Below are 23,011 nucleotides of genomic sequence, written 5' to 3'. Positions count from 1 at the left end.
TTTGGCGCGTTGCTTCGGACATGACGCTTAAGTGTACTTAGTAGATGTCCACGCGCCCCGGAAACGTCTCGTCGAACATCGCTGCGTCCTCGGCCGGCGCCGCGCCGCGTTGCTCGCGGAACATCACAGGCGGCACGCCGAACTGCTTGCGGAATTCGCGGCCCAGGTGCGAGGCGTCCGAGAAACCGCAGCTCGACGCGATATCGGCCACCGTGCGGTCCGAACTGGTCAGCAGCCAGGCGGCGGTCCGCAGACGCACCTGCTTGGCGAACGCCTGCGGACTCTTGCCGGTTTCCGCCTTGAACAGGCGCTCCAGTTGCCGCGGCGACATATCGAGCTTGCAGGCCAGTTCTTCGAGCGGCAGCGAGCGGCCCACATGCTGTTCCATCAGGAGAATCGCCCGCTTGACCTTGGGATGCGTGGCCGGCTCCAGACCCGGCGGATGGGGCTGCGGCGCGTTGCCTTTCTGCATCTCGCCGACCAGCAGGATGCGCAGCGCTTTTTGCACCGTGGCGTGTTCGAAGTGGCGCAGCAGGATCGCGGCGGCGACATCGATGGAGGCCCGCCCCCCTGAGCAGGTGATGCGGCGGCGGTCGATCACGAACAGGCGGTCGGCAATCAGCGCATCCGAATTCACCGACGGAAAGCGCTCGACAAAATCCCAGTAGTGAAACCAGCTTACGCAGATGCGGTGTTCGTCCAGCACGCCGGCGCGCATCAACGCAAACACGCCGGTGCAGATTCCCACCAGCGTGGTGGTGCCGCGCGCGGCCTGGCGGATGAACTGCAGCGTCTCGTCATTCGCCTGCGGCCCGGAATGCAGCAGGCCGCCTACCACCACGACGTAATCGAACGGCTCGGCGTTTTCGAAGGTCTCCCACGGCGTGATCTGGATGCCGCAACTGGCCCGCACCGGCGCCAGCGTGTCGCCGATCACGCTCCACGAGCAGCGCACCGGCTTGCTGTAGTCGCCTTCGTCGGCGGACAGCCGCAGCATGTCGACGAAGCCGGAAAACGCCGTCAGCGTGAAATTCGGCAGCAGCACGATGCCGAAACGGATGCGCTCCTTGGGGACGCCGTCGATGGAGGTCAGCGGTAAGGATTCTGCGGTTTTCATGGTGCAACAGCGCCAGGGTGCGTCATAGGGGCAAAGGAGCGTCAAAGGGGCGCGACGGCGGCCAGCCACGGTTTCACGCAGAATCGCGGCGTGCCGCGGCTGCCAGCCACGCGCGCGCAGGCGCGCGATGCTGCTAGCGTCGCCGATCCGCGCTACTGCCACTTGCGCTTTTCCGCCGTCAACCATCGCAGAAGCGAACCGCCGCCAGGCCTGACGGGGCGTTGGCGTCGTCATCCCAAGGCGATGGCGTTTTTGTTCTATCGGCCAATTTTACGCGCTGGTGTACTGACGCCATACAGGAGATTGCGCGGAAAGTTCGCGCCAGCACCCGGACTGGATGATCAGCCGCAATGAAAACGGCGGCCCTCCAGCCGGCAAACCGACCCCTTACCACCAGGCAGCCCCCATGAACGTCAGCGTCTTCGATCTGTTCAAGATCGGCATCGGCCCGTCGAGTTCGCACACGGTCGGCCCGATGATCGCCGCGTGCCGCTTCGCCTCGCATATCGAGGATGCCAACCTGCTGGCCTTCGTGCGGCGCGTCAAGGTCGAGCTGTATGGCTCGCTCGGCGCGACCGGCAAGGGCCACGGCACGGATAAGGCGGTCTTGCTCGGCCTCGAAGGACATCTGCCCGATACGATCGATCCGGACCTGATCGAGCCGCGCCTCGCGCAGATTCGCGAGCAGAAGGCACTGTTGCTGCTCGGCACGCACCGCGTGCAGTACGACGAGAAGGAGCATCTGTCGTTCTTCCGCAAGCTGATGGCCGGCACCGGTGTGGTTCACCCGAACGGGATGCGCTTTCAGGCCTTCGACGAAAACGGCCAGTTGCTGGTGGAGAAGGAGTATTACTCGGTCGGCGGCGGCTTTGTGGTGAATCGCGAGGGCGATCGCGTCAACGGTGCGCGCGCGGGCGGCGAGGTGCCGTGGCCGTTTCGCACCGGCGACGATCTGATGCGTGTGTGCCGGGAGAGCGGACTGTCGATTGCGGAGGTGGCAATGGCCAACGAGTGCGCGTCGCGCTCGCCTTCCGAGGTCCGCGAAGGCCTGCTGGCGATCTGGCGCACCATGGCCGCTTGCGTCGAGCGCGGCTGCAAGGTGCGTGGCGAGCTACCGGGTCCGATGCGCGTGAAGCGTCGTGCCGCTGACCTGTCCAGCAACCTGCGTCTGCGCTCCGAAGAATCGTTGCGCGATCCGCTCTCGATGCTCGACTGGGTCAACCTGTACGCGATGGCCGTCAACGAAGAGAACGCCGCCGGCGGGCGCGTCGTGACGGCGCCGACCAACGGCGCGGCCGGCGTCATTCCGGCAGTGCTGCATTACTACGTGAAGTTCGTGCCGGGTTCGAACGACGACGGCATCGTCACCTTCCTGCTGACCGCTGCAGCGATCGGCATCATCTACAAGGAAACCGCCTCGATCTCCGGCGCCGAAGTGGGCTGCCAGGGCGAGGTGGGCGTGGCCTGCTCGATGGCCGCGGCAGCGCTCGCCGCCGTGATGGGCGGCACGCCGTCGCAAGTCGAGAACGCCGCCGAGATTGGCATGGAGCACAACCTGGGCATGACCTGCGACCCGGTCGGTGGGCTCGTGCAGATTCCCTGCATCGAGCGCAATGCGATGGGTGCGATCAAGGCGCTGAACGCTTCGCGGATGGCGTTGAAGGGCGATGGCCAGCACTACGTGTCGCTCGACAACGTGATCAAGACGATGCGCGAAACCGGCGCCGATATGAAGACGAAATACAAGGAGACGTCGCGCGGTGGTCTCGCCGTGAACGTCATCGAATGCTAACTAACGGACTAGCCACATGAGCCGCTATTCGATATTCAGTTTGTTCCGCAACGGGTTGTCGTATCACGAGAACTGGGAGCGGCAGTGGAGAAGCCCGGAGCCGAAGCGCGAGTACGACGTGGTGATCGTCGGTGGCGGCGGCCATGGTCTCGCGACCGCGTATTACCTCGCCAAGGAACACGGCGTGCGCAATATCGCGATTCTCGAGAAGGGCTGGATTGGCGGCGGGAACACCGCGCGCAACACGACCATCGTGCGCTCGAACTACCTGTGGGATGAATCGGCAGCGTTGTATGAGAAGGCCATGAAGCTCTGGGAAGGGCTGTCGCAGGATCTCAACTACAACGTGATGTTCAGCCAGCGTGGCGTGATGAATCTTGCGCATACGCTGCAGGACGTGCGGGACACCGAGCGCCGTGTGAACGCCAACCGCCTGAACGGCGTGGATGCCGAATTCCTTACCCCCGAGCAGATCAAGGAAATCGAACCGACCATCAACCTCAACAGCCGCTATCCGGTGCTCGGCGCATCGATCCAGCGCCGTGGCGGTGTGGCGCGTCACGATGCGGTGGCATGGGGCTTCGCGCGCGGTGCGGATCAGCATGGCGTCGACATCATCCAGAACTGCCAGGTGACCGGCATACGCCGTGAAGGCGGCGCGGTGACGGGCGTCGATACGGTGAAGGGCTTCATCAAGGCCAAAAAGGTGGCGGTGGTCGCGGCGGGCAACACCTCGACGCTCGCGGATATGGCCGGCGTGCGCCTGCCGCTGGAAAGCCATCCGCTGCAGGCGCTGGTGTCCGAGCCGATCAAGCCGGTGGTCAATACCGTGGTCATGTCGAACGCGGTGCACGCGTACATCAGCCAGTCCGACAAGGGCGATCTGGTGATCGGCGCGGGCGTCGATCAATACACGGGCTTCGGCCAGCGCGGCAGCTTCAACATCATCGAAGGCACGCTGCAAGCGATTGTCGAGATGTTCCCGGTGTTCTCGCGGGTACGGATGAACCGGCAGTGGGGCGGCATTGTGGATGTCTCGCCGGATGCCTGCCCGATTATCAGCAAGACCGGCGTGAAGGGGCTGTATTTCAACTGCGGCTGGGGTACGGGTGGCTTCAAGGCGACGCCGGGTTCGGGTTGGGTGTTTGCGCATACCATCGCCAACGATGCGCCGCATCCGTTGAATGCGCCGTTCTCGCTGGACCGTTTCTATACCGGCCATTTGATCGACGAACACGGCGCTGCTGCCGTGGCCCACTAACTCTGGTCGACACGGAGATTGAAATGCTACTGATCGAATGCCCGTGGTGCGGGCCGCGCGCCGAATCCGAATTCTCCTGCGGCGGCGAAGCCGATATCGCCCGTCCGCTCGAAACCGAAAAACTGACCGACGAGGAATGGGGCGACTACCTGTTCATGCGCAAGAACCCGCGCGGCGTGCACCGCGAGCAATGGCTGCATACCCAGGGCTGCCGCCGCTGGTTCATGGCGACGCGCGATACGGTGTCCTATCAGTTTCTCGGCTATGAAACCTTTGGCGGTTCCGCCGTCGGTTCATCAGTCAAACCCGCCACCAACGACGCTCACGAGGGCAACAAGCAATGAGCCAGAAAGACCGCCTCGGCGCCGGTGGGCGCATCAATCGAGCGATTCCGCTGACCTTCACGTTCAACGGCCGCACCTATCAGGGCTTTCAGGGCGACACGCTGGCCTCGGCGCTGCTCGCCAACGGCGTGCATTTTGTGGCGCGCAGTTTCAAGTATCACCGCCCGCGCGGCATCGTCACGGCGGGTGTCGAAGAACCGAATGCCGTGGTGCAGCTCGAGCGTGGCGCCTATACCGTGCCGAATGCGCGCGCCACGGAAGTGGAGTTGTATCAGGGGCTGGTCGCGACGAGCGTGAATGCCGAGCCGAGTCTCGAACACGACCGCATGGCGATCAACCAGAAGTTTTCGCGCTTCCTGCCGGCCGGTTTCTACTACAAGACCTTCATGTGGCCGCGTAAATGGTGGCCGAAGTACGAAGACAAGATTCGCGAAGCAGCGGGTCTCGGCAAGGCACCCGAGGCGCTCGACGCCGACCGTTACGACAAGTGCTTTGCCCATTGCGACGTGCTGGTGGTGGGCGGCGGCCCGACCGGGCTGGCGGCGGCGCATGCGGCAGGCCTGTCGGGCGCGCGTGTGATGCTGGTCGACGATCAGCGCGAACTCGGCGGCAGCCTGCTGTCGTGCCGTGCGGAGATCGACGGCCGCGCGGCGTCGCACTGGGTCGAGAAAATCGAGGCGGAACTGCGCCAGATGCCGGAAGTGAAGATACTCAGCCGCAGCACGGCGTTCGGCTATCAGGATCACAACCTCGTCACCGTAACGCAGCGTCTGACCGACCATCTGCCGGTGTCGATGCGCAAGGGCACGCGTGAGCTGTTGTGGAAGGTTCGCGCCAAGCGCGTGATTCTCGCCACCGGTGCGCACGAGCGCCCGATCGTGTTCGGCAATAACGATCTGCCGGGTGTGATGCTGGCCTCGGCGGTGTCGACGTATATCCATCGCTATGGCGTGTTGCCTGGCCGCGAGGCCGTGGTGTTCACCAACAACGACGATGGCTATCAATGCGCGCTCGATCTGAAGACCTGCGGCGCCAAGGTGACGGTGGTCGACCCGCGTGCGCAAGGCAACGGCGCCTTGCCGGCTGCGGCGCGCCGCCATGGCGTGAAGATTCTGAATAACGCCGTCGTGACGAGCGCGCGTGGCAAGCTGCGCGTGGCGTCAGTGGAAGTGGCTGCGTACGCCAACGGCGAGGTGGGAGCGACGCAGCCCGATCTGGCGTGCGATCTGCTCGCCATGTCCGGCGGCTGGAGTCCGGTGCTGCACCTGTTCGCGCAGTCGGGCGGCAAAGCGCACTGGAACGACGAGAAGGTGTGCTTCGTGCCGGGCAAGGCGATGCAGCCCGAAGTCAGCGTCGGCGCGGCAGCGGGGGAATTCAGTCTCGCTCGCGGCCTGCGCTTTGCGGTGGATGCCGGCGTCGAAGCCGTGAAGGCGCTCGGTTTCGCGGTGACGCGTCCGCAGGCGCCGCAGGTTGCGGAGATCGCGGAAGCACCGTTGCATCCGCTGTGGCTGGTCGGTAGCCGCGAAGCGGCGGCGCGCGGCCCGAAGCAGTTTGTCGACTTCCAGAACGACGTGTCCGCCGCCGATATTCTGCTGGCTGCGCGCGAAGGCTTCGAATCGGTCGAGCACGTCAAACGGTATACGGCGATGGGCTTCGGCACCGATCAGGGCAAGCTCGGCAATATCAACGGCATGGCAATTCTCGCCGGCGCGCTCGGCAAGACGATTCCCGAAACCGGCACGACGACGTTCCGGCCGAACTACACGCCGGTGACGTTCGGCACCTTTGCGGGCCGAGAACTGGGCGATCTGCTCGATCCGATCCGCAAGACCTGCATTCACGAATGGCACGTCGAGAACGGCGCGGCGTTTGAGGACGTCGGCAACTGGAAGCGCCCGTGGTACTACCCGACGAAGGGCGAGGACCTGCACGCGGCGGTGGCGCGCGAGTGCCTCGCCGTGCGTAACAGCGTGGGCATTCTCGACGCATCGACGCTCGGCAAGATCGACATCCAGGGTCCGGATGCGGCGCAATTGCTCAACTGGGTCTACACGAACCCGTGGAGCAAGCTCGAAGTGGGCAAATGCCGCTATGGCCTGATGCTCGACGAAAACGGCATGGTGTTCGATGACGGCGTCACCGTGCGCCTTGCCGACCAGCACTACATGATGACCACCACGACGGGTGGCGCGGCGCGCGTGCTGACGTGGCTCGAACGCTGGCTGCAGACCGAGTGGCCGAACCTGAAGGTGCGGCTCGCCTCGGTGACGGACCACTGGGCTACCTTCGCCGTGGTGGGACCGAAGAGCCGCAAGGTGCTGCAGAAGGTCTGCAGCGATATCGACTTTGCCAACTCCGCGTTCCCGTTCATGTCGTATCGGGAAGGCACGGTGGCGGGCGTCGCCGCACGCGTGATGCGCATCAGCTTCTCGGGCGAACTGGCCTACGAGGTGAACGTGCCGGCCAATCTGGGCCGCGCCGTATGGGAAGCGCTGATGGCCGCCGGCGCCGAGTTCGACATCACGCCGTACGGCACCGAAACGATGCACGTGCTGCGCGCGGAGAAGGGCTACATCATCGTAGGCCAGGATACGGATGGCTCGATCACGCCATATGACCTCGGCATGGGCGGGCTGGTAGCGAAGTCGAAAGACTTCCTCGGCAAGCGCTCCTTGACGCGTTCGGATACGGCGAGGGAAGGGCGCAAGCAGTTCGTCGGTCTGCTTTCCGATGACGCCTCGTTCGTGCTTCCGGAAGGCAGCCAGATCGTTGCGGGTCCCTTCTCCGGCAACACCGCTCCAATGCTGGGCCATGTCACCTCGAGCTATTACAGCCCGATCCTGAAGCGTTCGATTGCGCTCGCTGTCATCAAGGGCGGCCTCGACAAGATGGGCGAGAGCGTCACGATCCCGCTTGCAAACGGCAAGCAGGTAGCAGCAAAAATTGCCAGCCCGGTTTTCTACGACACCGAAGGAGTGCGTCAACATGTGGAATGAGGCAAGAAACAATGCGCCGGGCGCGCCTTCGACGATCGTGCAGCGCGCTGCTGGCGAGGTATGGCAAGAGTCGCCGCTGGTGGGCGTCGGCGATCTGCTGAAGACGCACCAGGCAGGCGCGTCGAAGAAGTTCAGCTTGAGCGAGCGGCCGTTTCGCGATCTCGTCAATCTGCGCGGCGAGGCGAACGACCCGGCCTTCGCCAGTGCGGTGGAGAGCGTGACCGGTTGCCGCCCGCCCGCCAAACCGAACACGGTGACGCGCGGCAACGATTACGACGTGCTGTGGCTCGGCCCGGACGAGTGGCTGGTGCGCTCGCATCAGCAACAGGGCGCGACGCTCGAGGCGAAGCTGAGGCAGGCGTTGGCGGGGCAGTTTGCCTCGGCGGTCGATATCGGTAGTGGTTACACGGTGCTGGAAGTGAGCGGCGAGAAAGTGCGCGACGTGCTGGCGCGTGGTTGTCCGCTTGATCTGCATCCGCGTGTGTTAGCTGCCGGCCAGTGCGCGCAGAGCCACTATTTCAAGGCTTCGATCGTGCTGATTCCCGTCAGCGAGGACACCTACGAACTGATCGTGCGCCGCAGCTTTGCCGACTACTTCTGCCAGATCATGCTCGACGCGGCCGCGCCGCTACTGTCGTGAAGCCCTACGAAGACGCACTGGCGTCGTTTTCTGCGCCGCCGCGCCTGGGGCGTGGCTGGCGCGTGTTTATCGACGAACTGGCCGTAGCGACGCGGATCGGCCTGCATGCGCACGAGTACGCCGCGCCGCAGCCGGTGGTGATCGATGCGAGCTTGAGTTACCGCAGCGAACCGTCGGAAGAGGGCACGCATGCGATGATCGACTACGAGCGCTATTGCGAACGCATCAGCGCGTTTCTGGCGAACAAGCCGCATACACGGCTGCTGGAGACGCTGGCCGTCGAACTGGCGGAGTTGTCGTTTCGCGAGTGGCCCGCGCTCGAGGCGCTCACACTTGCGCTGTACAAGCCGAAGATCCGCGAAGGCACGCGCCGGATTGGTGTCGAGCTGGATTGGACGCGGGCAGACTATGACGCGCTACGCGCCCGGGCCAGCGTGCAGGCCGTGGTGGCGGCGCGCTAGGCGCCTTGCGCAACGAGGCGAATACCCGATGCCACGCGCGCACACCACTGAGCTGCTCAAGCGTGCCTATGAGGCCGGCGATGGCGACGCCGCGCTGGCGTTGCTGGAACAGAGCATGGCGCTGGGGCACCGGCGTATCGCCTTGCTGCGCTATCTGCAGGCGCAGCATCTGCACGCCGCGCTGGATGCCCGGCACCATGAGTATGTGCATGAGATCGCTGCGCGTATGAGCCCGCAGACGCTGGCTCGTCTGGTGGGCGAGGCGCGCGTGCGAGCCGCGCGCGCCGCTCATCATGATGAGGTAGAGGTTACGGCAGCGAGATCGTCAGATTGGCCGATTGCGGGCCGAGCTTGATGATCTGCGAATACGGCGCAAGCGTATGCAGCGTCGTGTCGCGCAGATAGTTGTTCAGGCCCAGATAAGCCAGCAGCCCCACCAGCGCAAACACCGCGCCGATGCTCCACAGCGGCACTTCGCGCTTCAAGCGGTGCGCCACCTGATCCGGCAGAGGCCAGTGCGGCGCGAACTGCGCGCGCTTGCCCTTCATATGAGCGATTTCGTCGCCGATTCGCGCGGTCAGATACGCGAGCTTCTCCGGCCCTTCCAGCAAATACTTGCCCTGGAAGCCGAGCAGCAGGCACATATGAAACACTTCGAGCGACTGCAGACGCGCCGCGCCCTGGGCACGGCATTCTTCCAGGTAGTGGAAGAACTTCTCGCCCGCAAGCTGCTCGCCGAACAGGATCAGTTGCAGCGGCCGGCGTTCCCACTCGGTGCGGATCTTGAACGACGATGACAGCACGCTTTCGTCGATGGCCGCGCAAAAGGCAAACTTCGACGCATACACGTCGTCGGCCGAGGCGTTCAGCTTTTTCGCGCCGCGCTCGAAATCGCCCAGAAACTGCTGGATGCGCTGGCTAAACTCGGCGGCGTCGCCAGGTTCGCGGCCGTTCTTCAGCAGGAACAGCATGAAGAAGCCGTCGTATAGCAGATCGAGCAGCGAGCGCACCTGGTAGGTAGGCTCGACCGTCGGGGCGGGTGTGGCGGTCGGCGCGGGGCCGCCGAAGAGGGAAGGCGCGTAGCTCATGATGTGACCGCGATCAGTTCGAGTTTGAGATCGTTGATTCCGGAGGGCGTGTAGATCATTGCCGACTGGGCCTGCAGCATGCGGTCATACAGCGCGCCGCGCGATTCAAAAGAGAAGTAGCAGGCGCCGGGGCGCACCGGAATAGCCGGTGGCACCTGCGGTGTATAGACGAGGCGCACGCCCGGCATGGCCGACAGCACCAGCTTGTCGACGTCGTCCGGCGCGCCGACCTTAAAGCGTGCCGGCACGGCTTCGACCAGCTCGACGGTGGGCATATCGGCCGACACGGCGATATAGAACATCGTCTTGTCGTCGATCTTGCCGGAGTCGAGACGGCCCACGTGGAACGACGGCCGTACTTCGTCGAGCGCAATCGCGAAGTAACGCGTGGAGATCACCGTTTCCAGCAGATCGCGCAGGATCGTATCGAGGCGGGCGAAGCCGGGGCCCGGATCGTCGTGACGATAGGGCGGCAGGTCGGCGAGCGCGTAGCCCTTCGAGAAGGTCATCAACTGGCCGGCCAGACGCAGCAGTTCCTGGAACAGCCGCTCCGGGTGCAGCGCCGCATGCTGGTACAGGTGGGCGAGCGATGCAAACGCCGCGCTTGCCGTATGCAGCAGCCAGAACGAAGCAATATCGCCCGAGCGGAATTCGATGATGTTCTTGGTCGGCTCGCGGTGAAAGCCGTACAGCGCGTTCACCTTGGCTTGCAGCGCATCGATCAGTTGCCGCAGGCGTTGATGCAGGATGGGTGAAGCTTCGATGGCGAGCGAGGGCGGCACGAAGCTGTCGTCGAACTCGAAGCCCGAGGTCGCCGTGCGGCGCACCCGCGCAAGCGGCACCGAGAGCAACTGGTCGCGTGGCTCGCTATGGGCGATCAGCTTGACGCTGGTTTTCAGGAACGTGATGTCGGCTTCCGCCGCGTCCGTGAAATGATCGGCCACCGGCGCCTGTTCGCTGACGTAACGCGAGACGAAGCCCGCGTTGCTCTCGGCCGAGTAGTTGGCGCCGGTCTCGCGCAGCGGATGCAGCGCCAGATAAAAGGTAAATTCGTTGATGCCGTCGGGCAGCGTGTCGAGCGCGATGGGCGGCGGCAGGTCGTCGGCCTGCGGGGCCGAATACAGCGCGCCGTCCGGAAACACCAGCGACAGTTCGCTCACGCGCAGCACGTTGCTGCCGAGCGCATCGCGGTCGAAGCGCACCGAGCGCACGCCCCAGTTGTAAGGCTGGATAGCCTGGATCGATTCGAACAGGCGCGCCTCATGATAGGCGTCCTGACGCTGAAAATGCTGCGGCCTGAGAAACAGACCTTCCCCCCAGAGCACCTTTGCGGAATAACTCATCTCAAACCTGTTATATGCGTCAAGCGGGTTGCATGCCCGGTGATAACGGATTCGGGCCGTGCAATTGTTAAATCGACAAAAATAGTTAAATCGCCATTCAAACGCATCTTATGCCCGTCTTATCCACAACTGACCGAGGACAACATATTCAGCGATTGGGCGGGCAATCCCTGTTCAGGCGGGATCACAGTGCCGTTGGTAACGGTCATTGCACAGTTATGCAGGCCGATCATTATGCCGGATTTCTCGGACTTCGCCGGGTCAAAGGCGAATTTCCAGCGCTGCATAGCCGGATCGCGGAATAGCGCGACGATACCGAACGCCTGCGCTTCGCGCGAGACTTTCTCGGTGACGGTATAGCGCTGGCCGGGAATCAAGGTGACTTCGCGGACACCCAACAGGTCGCCGCCCAAAGTGCTTTTCTCTTTGTCGGGGTCCGTGAAGGCGTCAAACGGCGCCTGCTGGAACGAGGTCGGATCCTTCAATACATATAAACGCACGACCAGCGCCAGCGGCTTCTGGTCGGTCGCGGCATTCAGATTCTGCGCGGCATACAGCGTCAGCCCGATATTGCGCGGCGGCTTCTGGGCGTCCGGCACATCGGGCTTGCTGAGACCGGTGGCCTGCAGCGCGGCGGAGGCGGCCGACCCCAGCACTGGCAGGGCCGCGGCGCAGCCAGCGAGGATCGTGCATGCAGCCAGCAACGATGCATAACGAATAAAACGCAAATTCATTTACCCCGATCGGTTCTTTCCCGACCGCCCCCGGTCAAATCGCCATTAAACTAAACCCAATCGGGGTGGTGCGCCAATCTATGCGAAATGCATTGATTGGCTGCGCTGCCCACCCGAACGGCCGGAAAAATTTTCCACTCCCAAGAAAGCTGGGCATTACTCCCGGAAACTATTTCTTATTTGTGTCCTAAGGTGATGTGCTTGCAGATTTTTCATGCAATGCTTTGTCACACGAAAGTTGAATTATTAAAAATTGACCTGTACTATACCCGCGCACTTGAAGCAAAGCAAAACTCCGGTTTCTCCTTGAATTAAAAAACTCGCACGTCGGTGAAAAAGCGATGAAAGAGCGTCTCTTTGTAAAACTATCAGGGGTGGTGTTGGCATGCGGCGTGATGGCCGGATGCGCAACCCAGGGCAACAACGTCGCGACTACGCCGGAGGCTTTTAACAAGTCGCTGGCTGACGCCGATACGGTCGCCAAGTCAGGCGATCAGGATCGCGCCATCGCTCTCTACCAGGATTTGTCCAAAACCGACCCGACGCGCGAAGAGCCGTGGTCGCGCATTGCGCAGATCCAGTTCACGCAGGGGCACTACGGCCAGGCTATCGTCGCGGCGCAGGAAGCGCTGCAGCGCGACCAGACCGACCGTCAGGCGAAGAGCGTGCTGGCGGTCGCCGGCCTGCGCGTTGCCACGCAATCGCTCGGCGAGCTGCGTCAGGACGCATCGCTCGCGGGCGACGCCAAGACCGACGCGCAAGCGCTTGCCAAAGAACTGCGCGACACGCTCGGCGAGGCCACCCTGTTCCCGCCGGACGACTCCGACAAGCCGGTCAAGAAGAAGCGCTATGTGAAGCGCATCGTCAAGAAGCCGGAAACCACGGATGCCGCAAGCAGCAGTCCTGCGGCGACGACCGCGGCTGCACCGGCGACGCCGGCAGCTCCGCCGCCCGCGGCACCGGCTGCGCCTGCCGCCAAACCGGCTGCACCCGCCAAGGCGGCACAAAGCGGTGGCGCGTCCGACCCGTTCAGCGCACTTCGCTAATTCACACGCAAGACCACACGCTTCAGGGAGCCGACGATGGCGAAGAAAGAAAGTATTCAAAAGCGCTTGCAAAAAGTACGGCCGCCGCGCGTTCAATTGACCTATGAGGTCGAACGGGGCGATGCGATTGAGATCAAGGAACTGCCGTTTGTCGTTGGCGTGGTGGCCGACCTCGCGGGGCAATCCGAGGTGGAGCAGCCGAAGCTGCGCGACCGCAAGTTCGTGAATATCGATCGCGACAATTTTGACGACGTGATGAAAGGCATCGAGCCGCGCGCCGCCTTCCAGGTGGAAAACCGCCTGAGCGGAACGGGCGGCAAGTTTGCCGTGGATCTGCGCTTCCGTTCCATGGCCGATTTCAATCCGGACGAAGTGGTTTCGCAGATCGAACCGCTGCGCCGCCTGCTCGATGCGCGCTCGAAACTGGCCGACCTGCGCAACAAGCTCGCGGGCAACGACAAGCTCGAAGACCTGCTCAGCGAAGTGCTGACCAATACCCAGCAATTGCAAGCTCTCGCGAAAGATCAGGGTGATGCGGCAGAACAGCACGGCCGCAGTGGCGAGCCGGATAAAGACCAGCAGGGCGAATAAGTACGGGGTGTGAGATGAACCAGCAAACGGCAGCAGCCCAACTCGCCAGCGCGCAAGGCGGCGCTGAGACCACGCTGCTCGACGAGATCGTCGAGAAGAGCAAGGTGGCGAAGTCCGATTCGGAACACGCGCGCGCAAAAGACCTGATCGGCGAGCTCGTGCATCAGGTGCTCGACGGCACGGTGATCGTGTCGGACAACCTCTCGGCGACTATCGACGCCCGCGTGGCCGAGCTCGACCGCCTGATCTCCGCGCAACTGAGCGCGGTGATGCATGCGCCGGAATTCCAGCGCCTCGAAGGCACGTGGCGCGGTCTCGACTACCTGTGCAAGGAAAGCAACACCGGCGCGACCGTCAAGATCAAGGCGCTGCACGCACCGAAGCGCGATCTGGTGCGCGACTTCAAGAACGCGATCGAGTTCGACCAGAGCGCGCTCTTCAAGAAGGTCTACGAAGAAGAATTCGGCACCTTCGGCGGCGCGCCGTTCGGCACGATCATCGGCGACTTCGAAGTGACGCGTCAGCCCGAAGACGTCTATTTCATCGAGCAGATGGCGCACGTCGCCGCAGCGGCGCACGCGCCGTTTATCGCCTCGGCCTCGCCGGAACTGCTGGGTCTCGAGTCGTTTGCCGACCTTGGCAAACCGCGCGATCTCGGCAAGGTGTTCGACACGGTCGAATACGCCAAGTGGAAGTCGTTCCGCGACTCCGAAGATTCGCGCTATGTCGGTTTGACGCTGCCGCGCTTCCTCGGCCGCCTGCCGTTCAATCCGAAGGATGGGGCGACGGCGGAAGGCTTCAACTTCGTCGAAGACGTAGACGGCACGGATCACAGCAAGTATCTGTGGTGCAACGCGGCGTGGGCTTTTGCTGCACGCCTGACCGCAGCGTTCGACGATTTTGGCTGGTGCGCGGCGATTCGCGGCGTGGAAGGCGGTGGCCTGGTCGAAGACCTGCCCACCCACACGTTCAAGACCGACGACGGTGAAGTGGCGCTGAAGTGCCCGACCGAAATCGCCATTACCGACCGCCGCGAAAAGGAATTGAGCGACCTCGGCTTCATTCCGCTGGTGCACTGCAAGAACTCGGATTACGCCGCGTTCTTCGCCGCCCAGTCGGTCCAGAAGCCGAAGAAGTACAGCACCGATAGCGCAAACGCGAACGCCGTGTTGTCCGCGCAGTTGCAGTACATCTTCTCGGTATCGCGCGTGGCGCACTACCTGAAGGCGATGATGCGCGACAAGATCGGCAGCTTTGCGTCGGCACAGAACGTCGAAGTATTTCTGAACCGTTGGATCTCGCAGTACGTGCTGCTGGACGACAACGCCACTCAGGAACAGAAAGCGCAGTTTCCGCTGCGTGAGGCATCCATACAGGTTTCGGAGATTCCCGGCAAACCCGGTTCGTATCGTTCGGTCGCGTTCCTGCGCCCGCACTTCCAGCTGGACGAGCTGTCGATCTCCTTGCGACTTGTTGCTGATCTGCCGAAACCGGCAAATTCATAAATGAAGTCAGAATGCCCGGGTAGGCCACCCGGGCGGCCTGTAAAAACCACCTCTTTGGGGAGTCGATGAGTTATGAAGGACATCTATTTAAAATTCGGCAATCCGGCGATCAAAGGCGAGTCCGCCGATAAGGATCACCAGGGTTGGATCGAAATCGATTCGTGGAATCACTCGATCACGCAACCGCGTTCGGCAACGGCTTCGACGGCAGGCGGTCATACGGCCGAGCGCTGCGAGCACGGCGACATGATCTTCACGAAAGACATCGACGTCGTCAGCCCGTTGATTTATCAACACGCCTCGGGCGGCACGACGTTCGACGAAGTCACGGTCGATTTCATGCGTTCGGACGGCGAAGGCAACCGGATCAAGTATCTGGAAGTCAAGCTCAAGTACGTCATCATCTCGAGCGTTGCACCGAGCGTCGGCGCGGTTAGCACGGGCAACGGCACGGCTGATGCAACGGGCATTTCCCTGCCGAACGAACAGTTCTCGCTGAAATACGCTGCCGTGCAGTGGAAGTACACGCAGCAGAAGATTGGCGGCAACCAGGGCGGCAACGCGCAAGGCGCGTGGAGCCTGACGAAGAACGACAAGACGTACGCAGTCTGATGTCCGGGCGTGGTGTCCGTACTTGACCCGCGGATGCCGCGCCCCGTTTTGCACCGCTTCTTTGGCACCTGATGAAACGATTCGAACCGAGCTTCCTCGACAAGCTGTTCGACGACGAACCGCATTTGCCGGCGTCCCCGGCGATGCGGCAATTGTCGCTGGACGAGCTGAAGGCGACCGTCGCACGTGACGTGGAGGCGATCCTGAACACTCGGATCGCCTTGACCGAACACGAGCTGGCGGCGCTTCCCGAGTGTCAGCAATCGGTCTTGACGTACGGTCTGAACGACTTCGCGGGCCTGAGCCTGGCGAGCCACTACGACCGTACGTTCATCTGCAAATCGATTCAGCAGGCGATTGCGCGGCATGAGCCGCGCCTGCAGCAGGTGGCAGTCACACTCGAATTGAACGAGCAGTCGACCAATGCGCTGTATTTCGGCATTCAGGCGCTGCTGGTCGTGCATCCGGCAGAAGAACCGGTCAGTTTCGATGCGATGCTGCAGCCTTCGACGCTGCAGTATTCCGTAACGCGCGCACGCGCGAAGCTTTAATACCGCTTGCTGGCTGCCGTTACGCGCAACGGCGGTGCGGAAGTATCAGGTCCGGGGATAGGTTGATGGAAGAACTGCTGCCGTATTACGAGCGCGAACTGGCATTTTTGCGGCGCTACTCAAACGATTTCGCGGACCGCTACCCGAAGATCGCCGCGCGCCTCGCGATGTCCGGCGAGCACTGCGAAGACCCGCACGTCGAACGGATGATTGAGTCGTTCGCGCTGCTCGGCGCACGCATCAACAAGAAACTCGACGACGATTACCCCGAATTCACCGAAGCACTGCTCGAAGTGCTTTATCCGCATTACCTGCGGCCGTTCCCGTCGTGTTCGATCGCCCAGTTGGGCACGTCCAGCGCCTTCAGTCATATGACCGAGCCGGCCACGATCGAACGCGGTACGGAGTTGAAGTCGCGCCCGATTCGCGGCGTGCAATGCCGCTTCCGCACGGCCTACGACGTGACGCTGGCGCCGATCCGCATTTCGGAGGCGAAGTACACCTCGGTGGCCATGGCGCCGAGCGCGACGGTGTTGCCGGGCAACGCCTCGGCAATCGTCTCGATCACGATCGAATCGACCGCGCCGCAACTGGATCTGGGCGCGTTGAAGCTCAGCACGCTGCGCGCCCACCTGCATGGCGAACAGTCGTTTATCGCGGGTCTGACCGATTGCCTGTTCGTCAATGCGCTGGCCACCTATGTCGAGGCCGACCGGCGCGGTGTGTGGACCGCGCTGCGCAGCTCGCCGCTCGCGCAAGCCGGCTTCGACGAAGAAGATTCGTTGATCGATTACCCGGCCAAGTCGCATCCGGCGTACCGGCTGCTTACCGAATACTTCGCGTTCCCCGACAAATTTAATTTCGTCGACTTCGATCTGGCGGCAATGACGCGCGCCAGCGGCCGCTGCAGCCGCTTGACCCTGCATGTGGTGCTCAAGGACGTGCGCAGCGATTCCCACGTCGCGCGCCTGCTGGATTCGTTGTCGGCGCAACACTTCCGGCTGTTCTGCACGCCGGTGGTCAATCTGTTCAAGCAGCACGGCGAACCGATTCGCCTGAGCCACCAGAACATTTCGTATCCGGTGATCGCCGAAGGGCGCCGTGCCTTCGCTTACGAAGTCTATTCGATCGATTCCGTGAAGCTGGTGCGCCAGCAGGCGCACGAAGAAACGGTGATCGAATTCAGGCCGTTCTACTCGCTGCACCATGGCGAGCGGCAGCGCGCCGGGCATTACTGGTTCGCGCGCCGCAACGACTGGGTGGCCCAGAAGAGCCCGGGCTACGAGACCGAAATCTCGATCGTCGATATCGATTTCGAACCGGCCGCGCCGCAGACCGATACGCTTAGCATCGACCTGACCTGCACCAATCGCGACCTGCCGGCCGGACTCGCCATGGGTCTCGAAGGCGGCGACCTGTTTCTGGAAGGCGGCTCGCTGACCAGCAATATCTCGATGCTGCGCCGGCCCACGCCGAGCGTGCGCTTCGAGCGCGGCCGCGCGGTGCATTGGCGCCTGATCTCGCATCTGGCGCTGAACCACGTGTCGCTGGCGAGCAGCGGCCTTGCCGCGCTCAAGGAGATGCTGGTGCTGTACGACGTGCGGCGCACGGCGGTGTCGGCGCGGCATATTGACGGACTGGTCGGCATCGAGCAGCGCGCGGCCGTGCAATGGCTGCCGGGCAAACCGTTCGCCACTTTCGTGCGCGGCATGGAGATTCGCCTGACGATCGACGAGGACCATTTTGTGGGCACGAGCCTCGCGTCGTTCGTGCGTGTGATCGACACGTTTTTTGGGCTGTACGTGCATCTGAACAGCTTTGTGCAACTGGTCGTCGTGTCGAAGCGCACTGGCGAGGAGATCTTGCGATGCAAACCCCGCAGCGGCGAATCGATCCTGGCGTAGTCGAGCAACTGCTCGACGAGCCGCACCGCTTCGAGTTTTTTCAGGCGGTGCGGATTCTCGAGAAGTGGTTCGCCAAGGAGCATTCCACGCGCCCCGGCGAGATCGTGGCGCAGCGCATTGCGTTTCGCAATACGCTCTCGCTGGGCTTTCCGCCGAGCGAGATTCACAGCGCCCAGTCTTACGACGATCAAGGTGCTGCGCTCAAGGACAAGCCACAGCGGACCACCGCGGTGGAAGACGGCACGCTCGGCCGCGTCGATATCACACCGGCATTTTTCGGCCTGCTGGGTGGGCAGGGCGCGCTGCCGCTGCACTATACCGAGCAGATCATCGCCCGTGAACAGTTGCGGCGCGACCGCGCGGCGCGCGAATTCTTCGACGTGTTCTCCAACCGGGCAACCGCGCTGTTTTACGCGGCGTGGAAGAAGTACCGGCTGCCGTTTCACTACGAACTGGACCGCGACGAGCGCTATCTGCCGTTGCTGCTGGCGCTCGCCGGCGTTGCCGATGACGACACGCGCGGCAGCCTGCAGGAGGGCGACGGTGCGCTGTTCGACGAAGCAATCGCCGGTTATGCACTTGCCGCGCGGCATCGGCCGGTGTCGGCCGCTTACTTGCAGCGCACGCTCTCGGAGTATTTCCGGGTGCCGGTGCGCGTCGATCAGTTCGTCGGCAAATGGTACGACGTGCCGCGCGATCAGCTGACGGTGCTCGGCAGCGTGAACGCCACGCTTGGCGCCACCGCGCTTGCCGGCGAACGGGTCTGGCAGCGCGACATGCGCGCGCGGCTGGTGATCGGCCCGCTGCGCAAGAAAGACTATGAGGCCTTCCTGCCCGGCGCCGAGCGCGCCATTGCGCTGGAACGGATGCTGACACTGCTCGCCGGGGTCACGCTCGAATACGAAGTCTCGCTGGTGCTGCGCCGCACCGAGGTGGGCGCGATCCAGCTTGGGCACGGGGCACGCCTCGGCTGGGATGCGTTCCTCTGCACCCGCGATGCCGAGCACGACCGCGCCGATGCCCGTTACGAACTGCATGTGATTCACTGAATATAACGATCCGTCGCAAGACGTCACGAAAGATCGCGAGACGTCGCGACACCAACAGGACCTGGACCCGTACGACATGAGCACGCCCCTCAAGACCCTGATCGCGAAACTGAATCCGACCTGCCGCCAGGCGACCGAGCGGGCGGCGAGCAATTGCCTGTCGCGGGGTCACTATGAGGTGGATCTCGAACATCTGTTTCTGGCCCTGCTCGACGAGCCGGCAAGCGATGCGACGCTGGTGCTGCGCGCGAGCCGTATCGATGCGCATGCGCTGCGCGCCGACCTCGAACGCGAACTGCAACGCCTGAAGACCGGCAATGCGCGCACGCCGGTGTTTTCGGTGCATCTGATCGCGCTGTTCGAGCAGGCCTGGCTGGTGGCGTCGCTCGATTCGCAGATCGGCCGGATCCGCTCGGGGCATCTGTTGCTGGCCTTGCTGAGTGCGCCGGACCTCGCGCAGTTTGCGCAGCGCATGTCGCCCTTGTTCCGCGATGTCCGCCTGACCGATCTCAAGCACAAGTTCGATGAACTGACGGTTGGCTCGTGCGAAGCGGAGCGCAATGCGGGTGCGTCCGATGCTGAGAGCGACGAGGGCGGTGGCGATCTGCAGCCGGCGCAAAGCGGCGGCCCGTCGAAAACCCCGGCGCTCGACACCTACACGACCAACCTGACGCAACGGGCGCGCGACGGCCATATCGATCCGGTGATTGGCCGCGAAGCTGAAATTCGTCAGGCCATCGACATTCTGATGCGCCGCCGCCAGAACAATCCGATCATGACGGGCGAAGCCGGTGTCGGCAAAACGGCCGTGGTCGAAGGTCTGGCGCTGCGCATTGCTGCGGACGATGTGCCCGCGCCGTTGAAGGGCGTGGCCCTGCACGTGCTGGATATGGGGCTGCTGCAGGCTGGCGCGAGCGTCAAGGGCGAATTCGAAAACCGCCTGAAGAACGTGATCGACGAGGTCAAGAAGAGCCCGCATCCGATCATTCTGTTTATCGACGAAGCGCATACGATCATCGGCGCGGGCGGCCAGGCGGGACAGAACGACGCGGCAAACCTGCTGAAGCCGGCGCTGGCGCGCGGCGAACTGCGGACGATCGCCGCCACCACGTGGAGCGAGTACAAGAAGTACTTCGAGAAAGACGCGGCACTGGCGCGGCGTTTTCAGGTGGTGAAGATCGAAGAGCCGAACGAGACGCTGGCTGCTTCGATGCTGCGTGGCATGGCTGCCTTGATGGAACGGCACTTCAACGTGCGCGTGCTCGACGACGCGATTACCGAAGCGGTGCGCCTGTCGCATCGCTACATCAGCGGACGCCAACTGCCCGATAAGGCAATCAGCGTACTCGATACGGCCTGCGCGAAGGTGGCGTTGGCGCATAGCTCGACGCCTGCGGCAATCGACGATGCCAAAAAGCGGATCGAACGGATCGACGCGGAAGTGGCCGCGCTCGAGCGTGAAGTGGCGAGTGGCGCGGTGCACGACGAGCGTCTCAGCGAACTGCGCAGCCTGCGTGAGGCGGACGTGACGGCACTGGCTGCCAGCGAAGCGCGCTACGACAAGGAGCGCGCGCTGGTGTCGGAGATCGGCGAACTGCGCGCGCAGATCGATGCGGCGCGTGGCGGCAGCGCGGATGCCGAGCAGGCGCAGAAGGCTGCCAGTGCGCGCGAGACGCTGGCGACTCGCGTGAGCGAATTGCACACATTGCAAGGCGGCCAACCGATGGTGCCGTTGCAGGTCGACGGCCATGTGGTCGCCGAAATCGTTGCGTCGTGGACCGGCATTCCCTTGGGGCGCATGGTCAAGGACGAGATTCAGACCGTCTTGAACCTGCAACCGCTGCTGGGCGCCCGGGTGATTGGCCAGGACCACGCGCTCGAGGCGATCGCCCAACGCGTGCGCACGGCCAGCGCGAACCTCGAAGACCCGAACAAGCCGCGCGGCGTGTTCATGTTCGTCGGCCCGTCGGGCGTCGGCAAGACGGAAACGGCGCTGGCGCTGGCCGACATCCTGTATGGCGGCGAACGCAAGATGGTCACCATCAACATGAGCGAGTATCAGGAGGCGCATAGCGTCTCCGGGCTCAAGGGCTCGCCGCCGGGTTATGTGGGCTATGGCGAAGGCGGCGTGCTGACCGAAGCGGTGCGCCGCAATCCGTATTCCGTGGTGCTGCTCGACGAGGTGGAGAAAGCTCACCCGGACGTGCTCGAAATGTTCTTTCAGGTGTTCGACAAGGGCAGCATGGATGACGCGGAAGGCCGCGAGATCGACTTCCGCAATACCTTGATCATTTTGACCTCGAACGTCGGCTCGCAGGCGGTGATGCAAGCCTGCCTGAACAAGAGCCCCGAAGAATTGCCGGACACCGAGGCGCTGGCCGAAACGTTGCGCCCGCAACTGTACAAGACCTTCAAGCCGGCCTTTCTTGGCCGCATGAAAGTGGTGCCGTACTACCCGATTTCCGACGATGTGCTCGCCGAGATTATCGAATTGAAGCTCGAACGGATTCGCCGGCGTATCGAAGCGAATCACAAGGCGACCTTCGAATGGGACGAGTCGCTGGTGGATGCCGTGCTGGCGCGTTGCACGGAAGTGGATTCCGGCGCGCGCAACGTGGATCACATCCTGAACGGCACGCTGCTGCCCGAAGTGGCGCAACAGGTGCTGGAGCGGATCGCGGACGGCAGGGCGCTCGAACGCATCGCGGTGCGGGCGAGCGAGGCCGGCGAATTCGAATATACGGTTGTTTGAGGTGCGTGCATTTACGCTCGGACCTGACTGTTGCAACGCCTCATCAGGCACTTACCGCTTTCTGTCATGCTAATGCCCGCTAATATCACCACGCTGCTGGAACCGATCAGCGAAAGCTCGCCTTGCGGCGACGACCTGCTGTTCTCCGCCGACTTCGACGCGATCCAGAATGCGCGCCGCTTCGACGACCCATCGCTCGACCAGGGCGAGTGGGTGACGGAGATCAAGGAGGCGAACTGGCCGTTCGTCGTCGAGCGCAGCACGAATCTGCTCAAGACGCAGACCAAAGACTTGCGGCTTGCGGTCTGGCTCACCGAAGGACTGGCCATCGAGGGGGGCGTGACCGGCCTGACCGACGGCTACGGGCTGATCACCGGGCTTTCCGAACGCTACTGGGATCATCTGCACCCACTGCCGGAAGGCGACGATGCGGAATACCGGCTCGGCAATGTCGCGTGGCTGGTGGGGCGCACGGCTGAACTGCTGCGCGCCATGCCGCTCACCGGTGCGCCCGGCGATCCCTACAGCACAGTCGACTGGGAAGTGGCGACGCACGTTGCGCAGGCAGTCAAGCGCGACCCCGATCACGCCGACGATATCGCCCGCGGCAAGGCGTCGATTGACCAGATCGAGGCATCGAAGCGTGCTACGCCGGTGCCGTTCTACTCGGGCTTGCTGGCCGATCTGAAGGCATTCGAAGCGGCCATGCTCGCGCTCGAGCAGGAGTTGGACCGGCGCGCGGGGGATGCGGCGCCGAGTTTTCGTCAGGCGAAGGACGCGTATGAAGGGGTGTACCGGCTCGCCGAGCGCTTTGCGCGTGAGCTGGGGGTGACCGCCGAAGCGGCGGCGCCTAAAGTGCCGAAACCGGAGGGCATCGAGCGTGCCGAACCGAGCTTCAAGACCTCACCGCAACGGGAGGAACCCGTGTTGACGACCGTATCGACGAATTCGCATGTGAGTAGCGCCGGCATCCAGAATCGGACGCAGGCGGTGGCGCAGTTGCGCGCGGTGGCCCGTTTCTTTCGCAGCACCGAACCGCATAGTCCGGCGGCGTATCTGGCAGACAAGGCGGCTGAGTGGGCGGAAATGCCGCTGCATCAGTGGCTCTCGACCGTCGTCAAGGACGATGGCTCGCTCGCGCATATTCGCGAGTTGCTGGGGGTGAAGCCGGAGGAGGGGAAGTAAAAATTTCCTGGCGACCATCAAGCTTTCTCTCTTTCGTGCC

The 23,011-nt window shown here is 63.2% G+C and carries 19 protein-coding genes and 1 pseudogene; 16 read left to right on the top strand and 4 right to left on the bottom strand.

Translation table 11 applies throughout. The features are described 5' to 3' along the window. Positions 1-37 precede the first annotated feature (37 nt). Positions 38-1,117: a GlxA family transcriptional regulator gene (locus BLQ92_RS26890; RefSeq protein ID WP_090689062.1), complete on the bottom strand. Its 1,080-nt coding sequence runs from the start codon at positions 1,115-1,117 to the stop codon at positions 38-40. A 406-nt stretch (positions 1,118-1,523) separates the two neighbouring features. Between BLQ92_RS26890 and BLQ92_RS26885 the strand changes: the two genes are divergently transcribed. The 7 genes and pseudogenes from BLQ92_RS26885 to BLQ92_RS26855 form a co-directional block, all read left to right on the top strand. Further along, the gene (locus BLQ92_RS26885; RefSeq protein ID WP_090688821.1) at positions 1,524-2,909 is read left to right on the top strand and encodes an L-serine ammonia-lyase; all 1,386 of its coding nucleotides are present in this window, start codon (positions 1,524-1,526) and stop codon (positions 2,907-2,909) included. A 16-nt stretch (positions 2,910-2,925) separates the two neighbouring features. Continuing rightward, the gene (locus tag BLQ92_RS26880; RefSeq protein WP_090688818.1) at positions 2,926-4,170 is read left to right on the top strand and encodes a sarcosine oxidase subunit beta family protein; all 1,245 of its coding nucleotides are present in this window, start codon (positions 2,926-2,928) and stop codon (positions 4,168-4,170) included. A gap of 23 nt (positions 4,171-4,193) precedes the next feature. Next, positions 4,194-4,514: a sarcosine oxidase subunit delta gene (locus tag BLQ92_RS26875; RefSeq protein WP_090688816.1), complete on the top strand. Its 321-nt coding sequence runs from the start codon at positions 4,194-4,196 to the stop codon at positions 4,512-4,514. Beyond that, positions 4,511-7,510, top strand: a complete 3,000-nt coding sequence (locus tag BLQ92_RS26870) for a sarcosine oxidase subunit alpha family protein (protein WP_090688814.1) — start codon at positions 4,511-4,513, stop codon at positions 7,508-7,510. The genes BLQ92_RS26875 and BLQ92_RS26870 overlap by 4 nt, the downstream gene beginning before the upstream one ends. Then, positions 7,500-8,150, top strand: a complete 651-nt coding sequence (locus BLQ92_RS26865) for a sarcosine oxidase subunit gamma (protein WP_090688812.1) — start codon at positions 7,500-7,502, stop codon at positions 8,148-8,150. Before BLQ92_RS26870 ends, BLQ92_RS26865 begins: the two co-directional genes overlap by 11 nt. Continuing rightward, positions 8,147-8,611 (top strand): dihydroneopterin aldolase, encoded by a 465-nt coding sequence (locus BLQ92_RS26860; RefSeq protein ID WP_175772494.1) that lies wholly within the window; start codon positions 8,147-8,149, stop codon positions 8,609-8,611. Before BLQ92_RS26865 ends, BLQ92_RS26860 begins: the two co-directional genes overlap by 4 nt. A 28-nt stretch (positions 8,612-8,639) precedes the next feature. Then, positions 8,640-8,885 (top strand): annotated as a pseudogene (locus BLQ92_RS26855) (hypothetical protein); the annotation flags it as partial. A gap of 34 nt (positions 8,886-8,919) precedes the next feature. Here the strand turns inward: BLQ92_RS26855 and icmH are convergent. From icmH to tssJ, 3 genes are all read right to left on the bottom strand, one after another. After that, positions 8,920-9,699, bottom strand: coding sequence for a type IVB secretion system protein IcmH/DotU (gene icmH, locus BLQ92_RS26850; protein WP_090688810.1), 780 nt, complete (start codon positions 9,697-9,699; stop codon positions 8,920-8,922). Next, entirely contained in the window at positions 9,696-11,042 is a 1,347-nt protein-coding gene (gene tssK / locus BLQ92_RS26845; protein WP_090688808.1) for a type VI secretion system baseplate subunit TssK, read from the bottom strand. The genes icmH and tssK overlap by 4 nt, the downstream gene beginning before the upstream one ends. Before the next feature lie 119 nt (positions 11,043-11,161). Beyond that, the gene (tssJ, locus tag BLQ92_RS26840; protein ID WP_090688806.1) at positions 11,162-11,776 is read right to left on the bottom strand and encodes a type VI secretion system lipoprotein TssJ; all 615 of its coding nucleotides are present in this window, start codon (positions 11,774-11,776) and stop codon (positions 11,162-11,164) included. Positions 11,777-12,117: 341 nt separating this feature from the next. On the opposite strand from tssJ, the gene BLQ92_RS26835 reads away from it, so the two are divergent. From BLQ92_RS26835 to tssA, 9 genes are all read left to right on the top strand, one after another. Beyond that, positions 12,118-12,822: a tetratricopeptide repeat protein gene (locus BLQ92_RS26835; RefSeq protein ID WP_090688804.1), complete on the top strand. Its 705-nt coding sequence runs from the start codon at positions 12,118-12,120 to the stop codon at positions 12,820-12,822. 36 nt (positions 12,823-12,858) lie between these two features. After that, on the top strand, positions 12,859-13,413 hold the full coding sequence (gene tssB / locus BLQ92_RS26830; RefSeq protein ID WP_090688802.1) for a type VI secretion system contractile sheath small subunit: 555 nt from the start codon (positions 12,859-12,861) through the stop codon (positions 13,411-13,413). 14 nt (positions 13,414-13,427) lie between these two features. Further along, positions 13,428-14,918, top strand: coding sequence for a type VI secretion system contractile sheath large subunit (tssC, locus tag BLQ92_RS26825; protein WP_090688800.1), 1,491 nt, complete (start codon positions 13,428-13,430; stop codon positions 14,916-14,918). 72 nt (positions 14,919-14,990) lie between these two features. Continuing rightward, entirely contained in the window at positions 14,991-15,530 is a 540-nt protein-coding gene (locus BLQ92_RS26820) for an Hcp family type VI secretion system effector (RefSeq protein ID WP_090688797.1), read from the top strand. A gap of 71 nt (positions 15,531-15,601) precedes the next feature. Beyond that, entirely contained in the window at positions 15,602-16,081 is a 480-nt protein-coding gene (gene tssE / locus BLQ92_RS26815) for a type VI secretion system baseplate subunit TssE (RefSeq protein ID WP_090688795.1), read from the top strand. A gap of 65 nt (positions 16,082-16,146) precedes the next feature. After that, positions 16,147-17,985, top strand: a complete 1,839-nt coding sequence (tssF, locus tag BLQ92_RS26810) for a type VI secretion system baseplate subunit TssF (RefSeq protein WP_090688792.1) — start codon at positions 16,147-16,149, stop codon at positions 17,983-17,985. After that, positions 17,949-19,034 (top strand): type VI secretion system baseplate subunit TssG, encoded by a 1,086-nt coding sequence (tssG, locus tag BLQ92_RS26805; RefSeq protein ID WP_090688789.1) that lies wholly within the window; start codon positions 17,949-17,951, stop codon positions 19,032-19,034. Before tssF ends, tssG begins: the two co-directional genes overlap by 37 nt. A gap of 76 nt (positions 19,035-19,110) precedes the next feature. Continuing rightward, positions 19,111-21,786, top strand: a complete 2,676-nt coding sequence (gene tssH / locus BLQ92_RS26800) for a type VI secretion system ATPase TssH (protein ID WP_090688787.1) — start codon at positions 19,111-19,113, stop codon at positions 21,784-21,786. Between the two features lie 72 nt (positions 21,787-21,858). Then, positions 21,859-22,971 (top strand): type VI secretion system protein TssA, encoded by a 1,113-nt coding sequence (gene tssA / locus BLQ92_RS26795; RefSeq protein WP_090688785.1) that lies wholly within the window; start codon positions 21,859-21,861, stop codon positions 22,969-22,971. Positions 22,972-23,011: the final 40 nt, after the last annotated feature.

The sequence above is a fragment of the Paraburkholderia phenazinium genome (assembly GCF_900100735.1).
Lineage (GTDB): Bacteria > Pseudomonadota > Gammaproteobacteria > Burkholderiales > Burkholderiaceae > Paraburkholderia > Paraburkholderia phenazinia.
This window is presented reverse-complemented; position numbering and strand designations above follow the sequence as displayed.

What these genes read in the sequence shown, in the direction of transcription:
- BLQ92_RS26870 (WP_090688814.1), top strand. Translation starts at nt 4,511, where the DNA reads ATGAGCCAGAAAGACCGCCTCGGCGCCGGTGGGCGCATCAATCGAGCG.
- BLQ92_RS26865 (WP_090688812.1), top strand. Translation starts at nt 7,500, where the DNA reads ATGTGGAATGAGGCAAGAAACAATGCGCCGGGCGCGCCTTCGACGATC.
- icmH (WP_090688810.1), bottom strand. Translation starts at nt 9,699, where the DNA reads ATGAGCTACGCGCCTTCCCTCTTCGGCGGCCCCGCGCCGACCGCCACA.
- tssC (WP_090688800.1), top strand. Translation starts at nt 13,428, where the DNA reads ATGAACCAGCAAACGGCAGCAGCCCAACTCGCCAGCGCGCAAGGCGGC.
- tssF (WP_090688792.1), top strand. Translation starts at nt 16,147, where the DNA reads ATGGAAGAACTGCTGCCGTATTACGAGCGCGAACTGGCATTTTTGCGG.
- tssG (WP_090688789.1), top strand. Translation starts at nt 17,949, where the DNA reads ATGCAAACCCCGCAGCGGCGAATCGATCCTGGCGTAGTCGAGCAACTG.
- BLQ92_RS26820 (WP_090688797.1), top strand. Translation starts at nt 14,991, where the DNA reads ATGAAGGACATCTATTTAAAATTCGGCAATCCGGCGATCAAAGGCGAG.
- BLQ92_RS26890 (WP_090689062.1), bottom strand. Translation starts at nt 1,117, where the DNA reads ATGAAAACCGCAGAATCCTTACCGCTGACCTCCATCGACGGCGTCCCC.
- tssK (WP_090688808.1), bottom strand. Translation starts at nt 11,042, where the DNA reads ATGAGTTATTCCGCAAAGGTGCTCTGGGGGGAAGGTCTGTTTCTCAGG.
- tssH (WP_090688787.1), top strand. Translation starts at nt 19,111, where the DNA reads ATGAGCACGCCCCTCAAGACCCTGATCGCGAAACTGAATCCGACCTGC.
- BLQ92_RS26875 (WP_090688816.1), top strand. Translation starts at nt 4,194, where the DNA reads ATGCTACTGATCGAATGCCCGTGGTGCGGGCCGCGCGCCGAATCCGAA.
- tssE (WP_090688795.1), top strand. Translation starts at nt 15,602, where the DNA reads ATGAAACGATTCGAACCGAGCTTCCTCGACAAGCTGTTCGACGACGAA.
- tssB (WP_090688802.1), top strand. Translation starts at nt 12,859, where the DNA reads ATGGCGAAGAAAGAAAGTATTCAAAAGCGCTTGCAAAAAGTACGGCCG.
- BLQ92_RS26885 (WP_090688821.1), top strand. Translation starts at nt 1,524, where the DNA reads ATGAACGTCAGCGTCTTCGATCTGTTCAAGATCGGCATCGGCCCGTCG.
- BLQ92_RS26835 (WP_090688804.1), top strand. Translation starts at nt 12,118, where the DNA reads ATGAAAGAGCGTCTCTTTGTAAAACTATCAGGGGTGGTGTTGGCATGC.
- BLQ92_RS26880 (WP_090688818.1), top strand. Translation starts at nt 2,926, where the DNA reads ATGAGCCGCTATTCGATATTCAGTTTGTTCCGCAACGGGTTGTCGTAT.
- tssJ (WP_090688806.1), bottom strand. Translation starts at nt 11,776, where the DNA reads ATGAATTTGCGTTTTATTCGTTATGCATCGTTGCTGGCTGCATGCACG.
- tssA (WP_090688785.1), top strand. Translation starts at nt 21,859, where the DNA reads ATGCCCGCTAATATCACCACGCTGCTGGAACCGATCAGCGAAAGCTCG.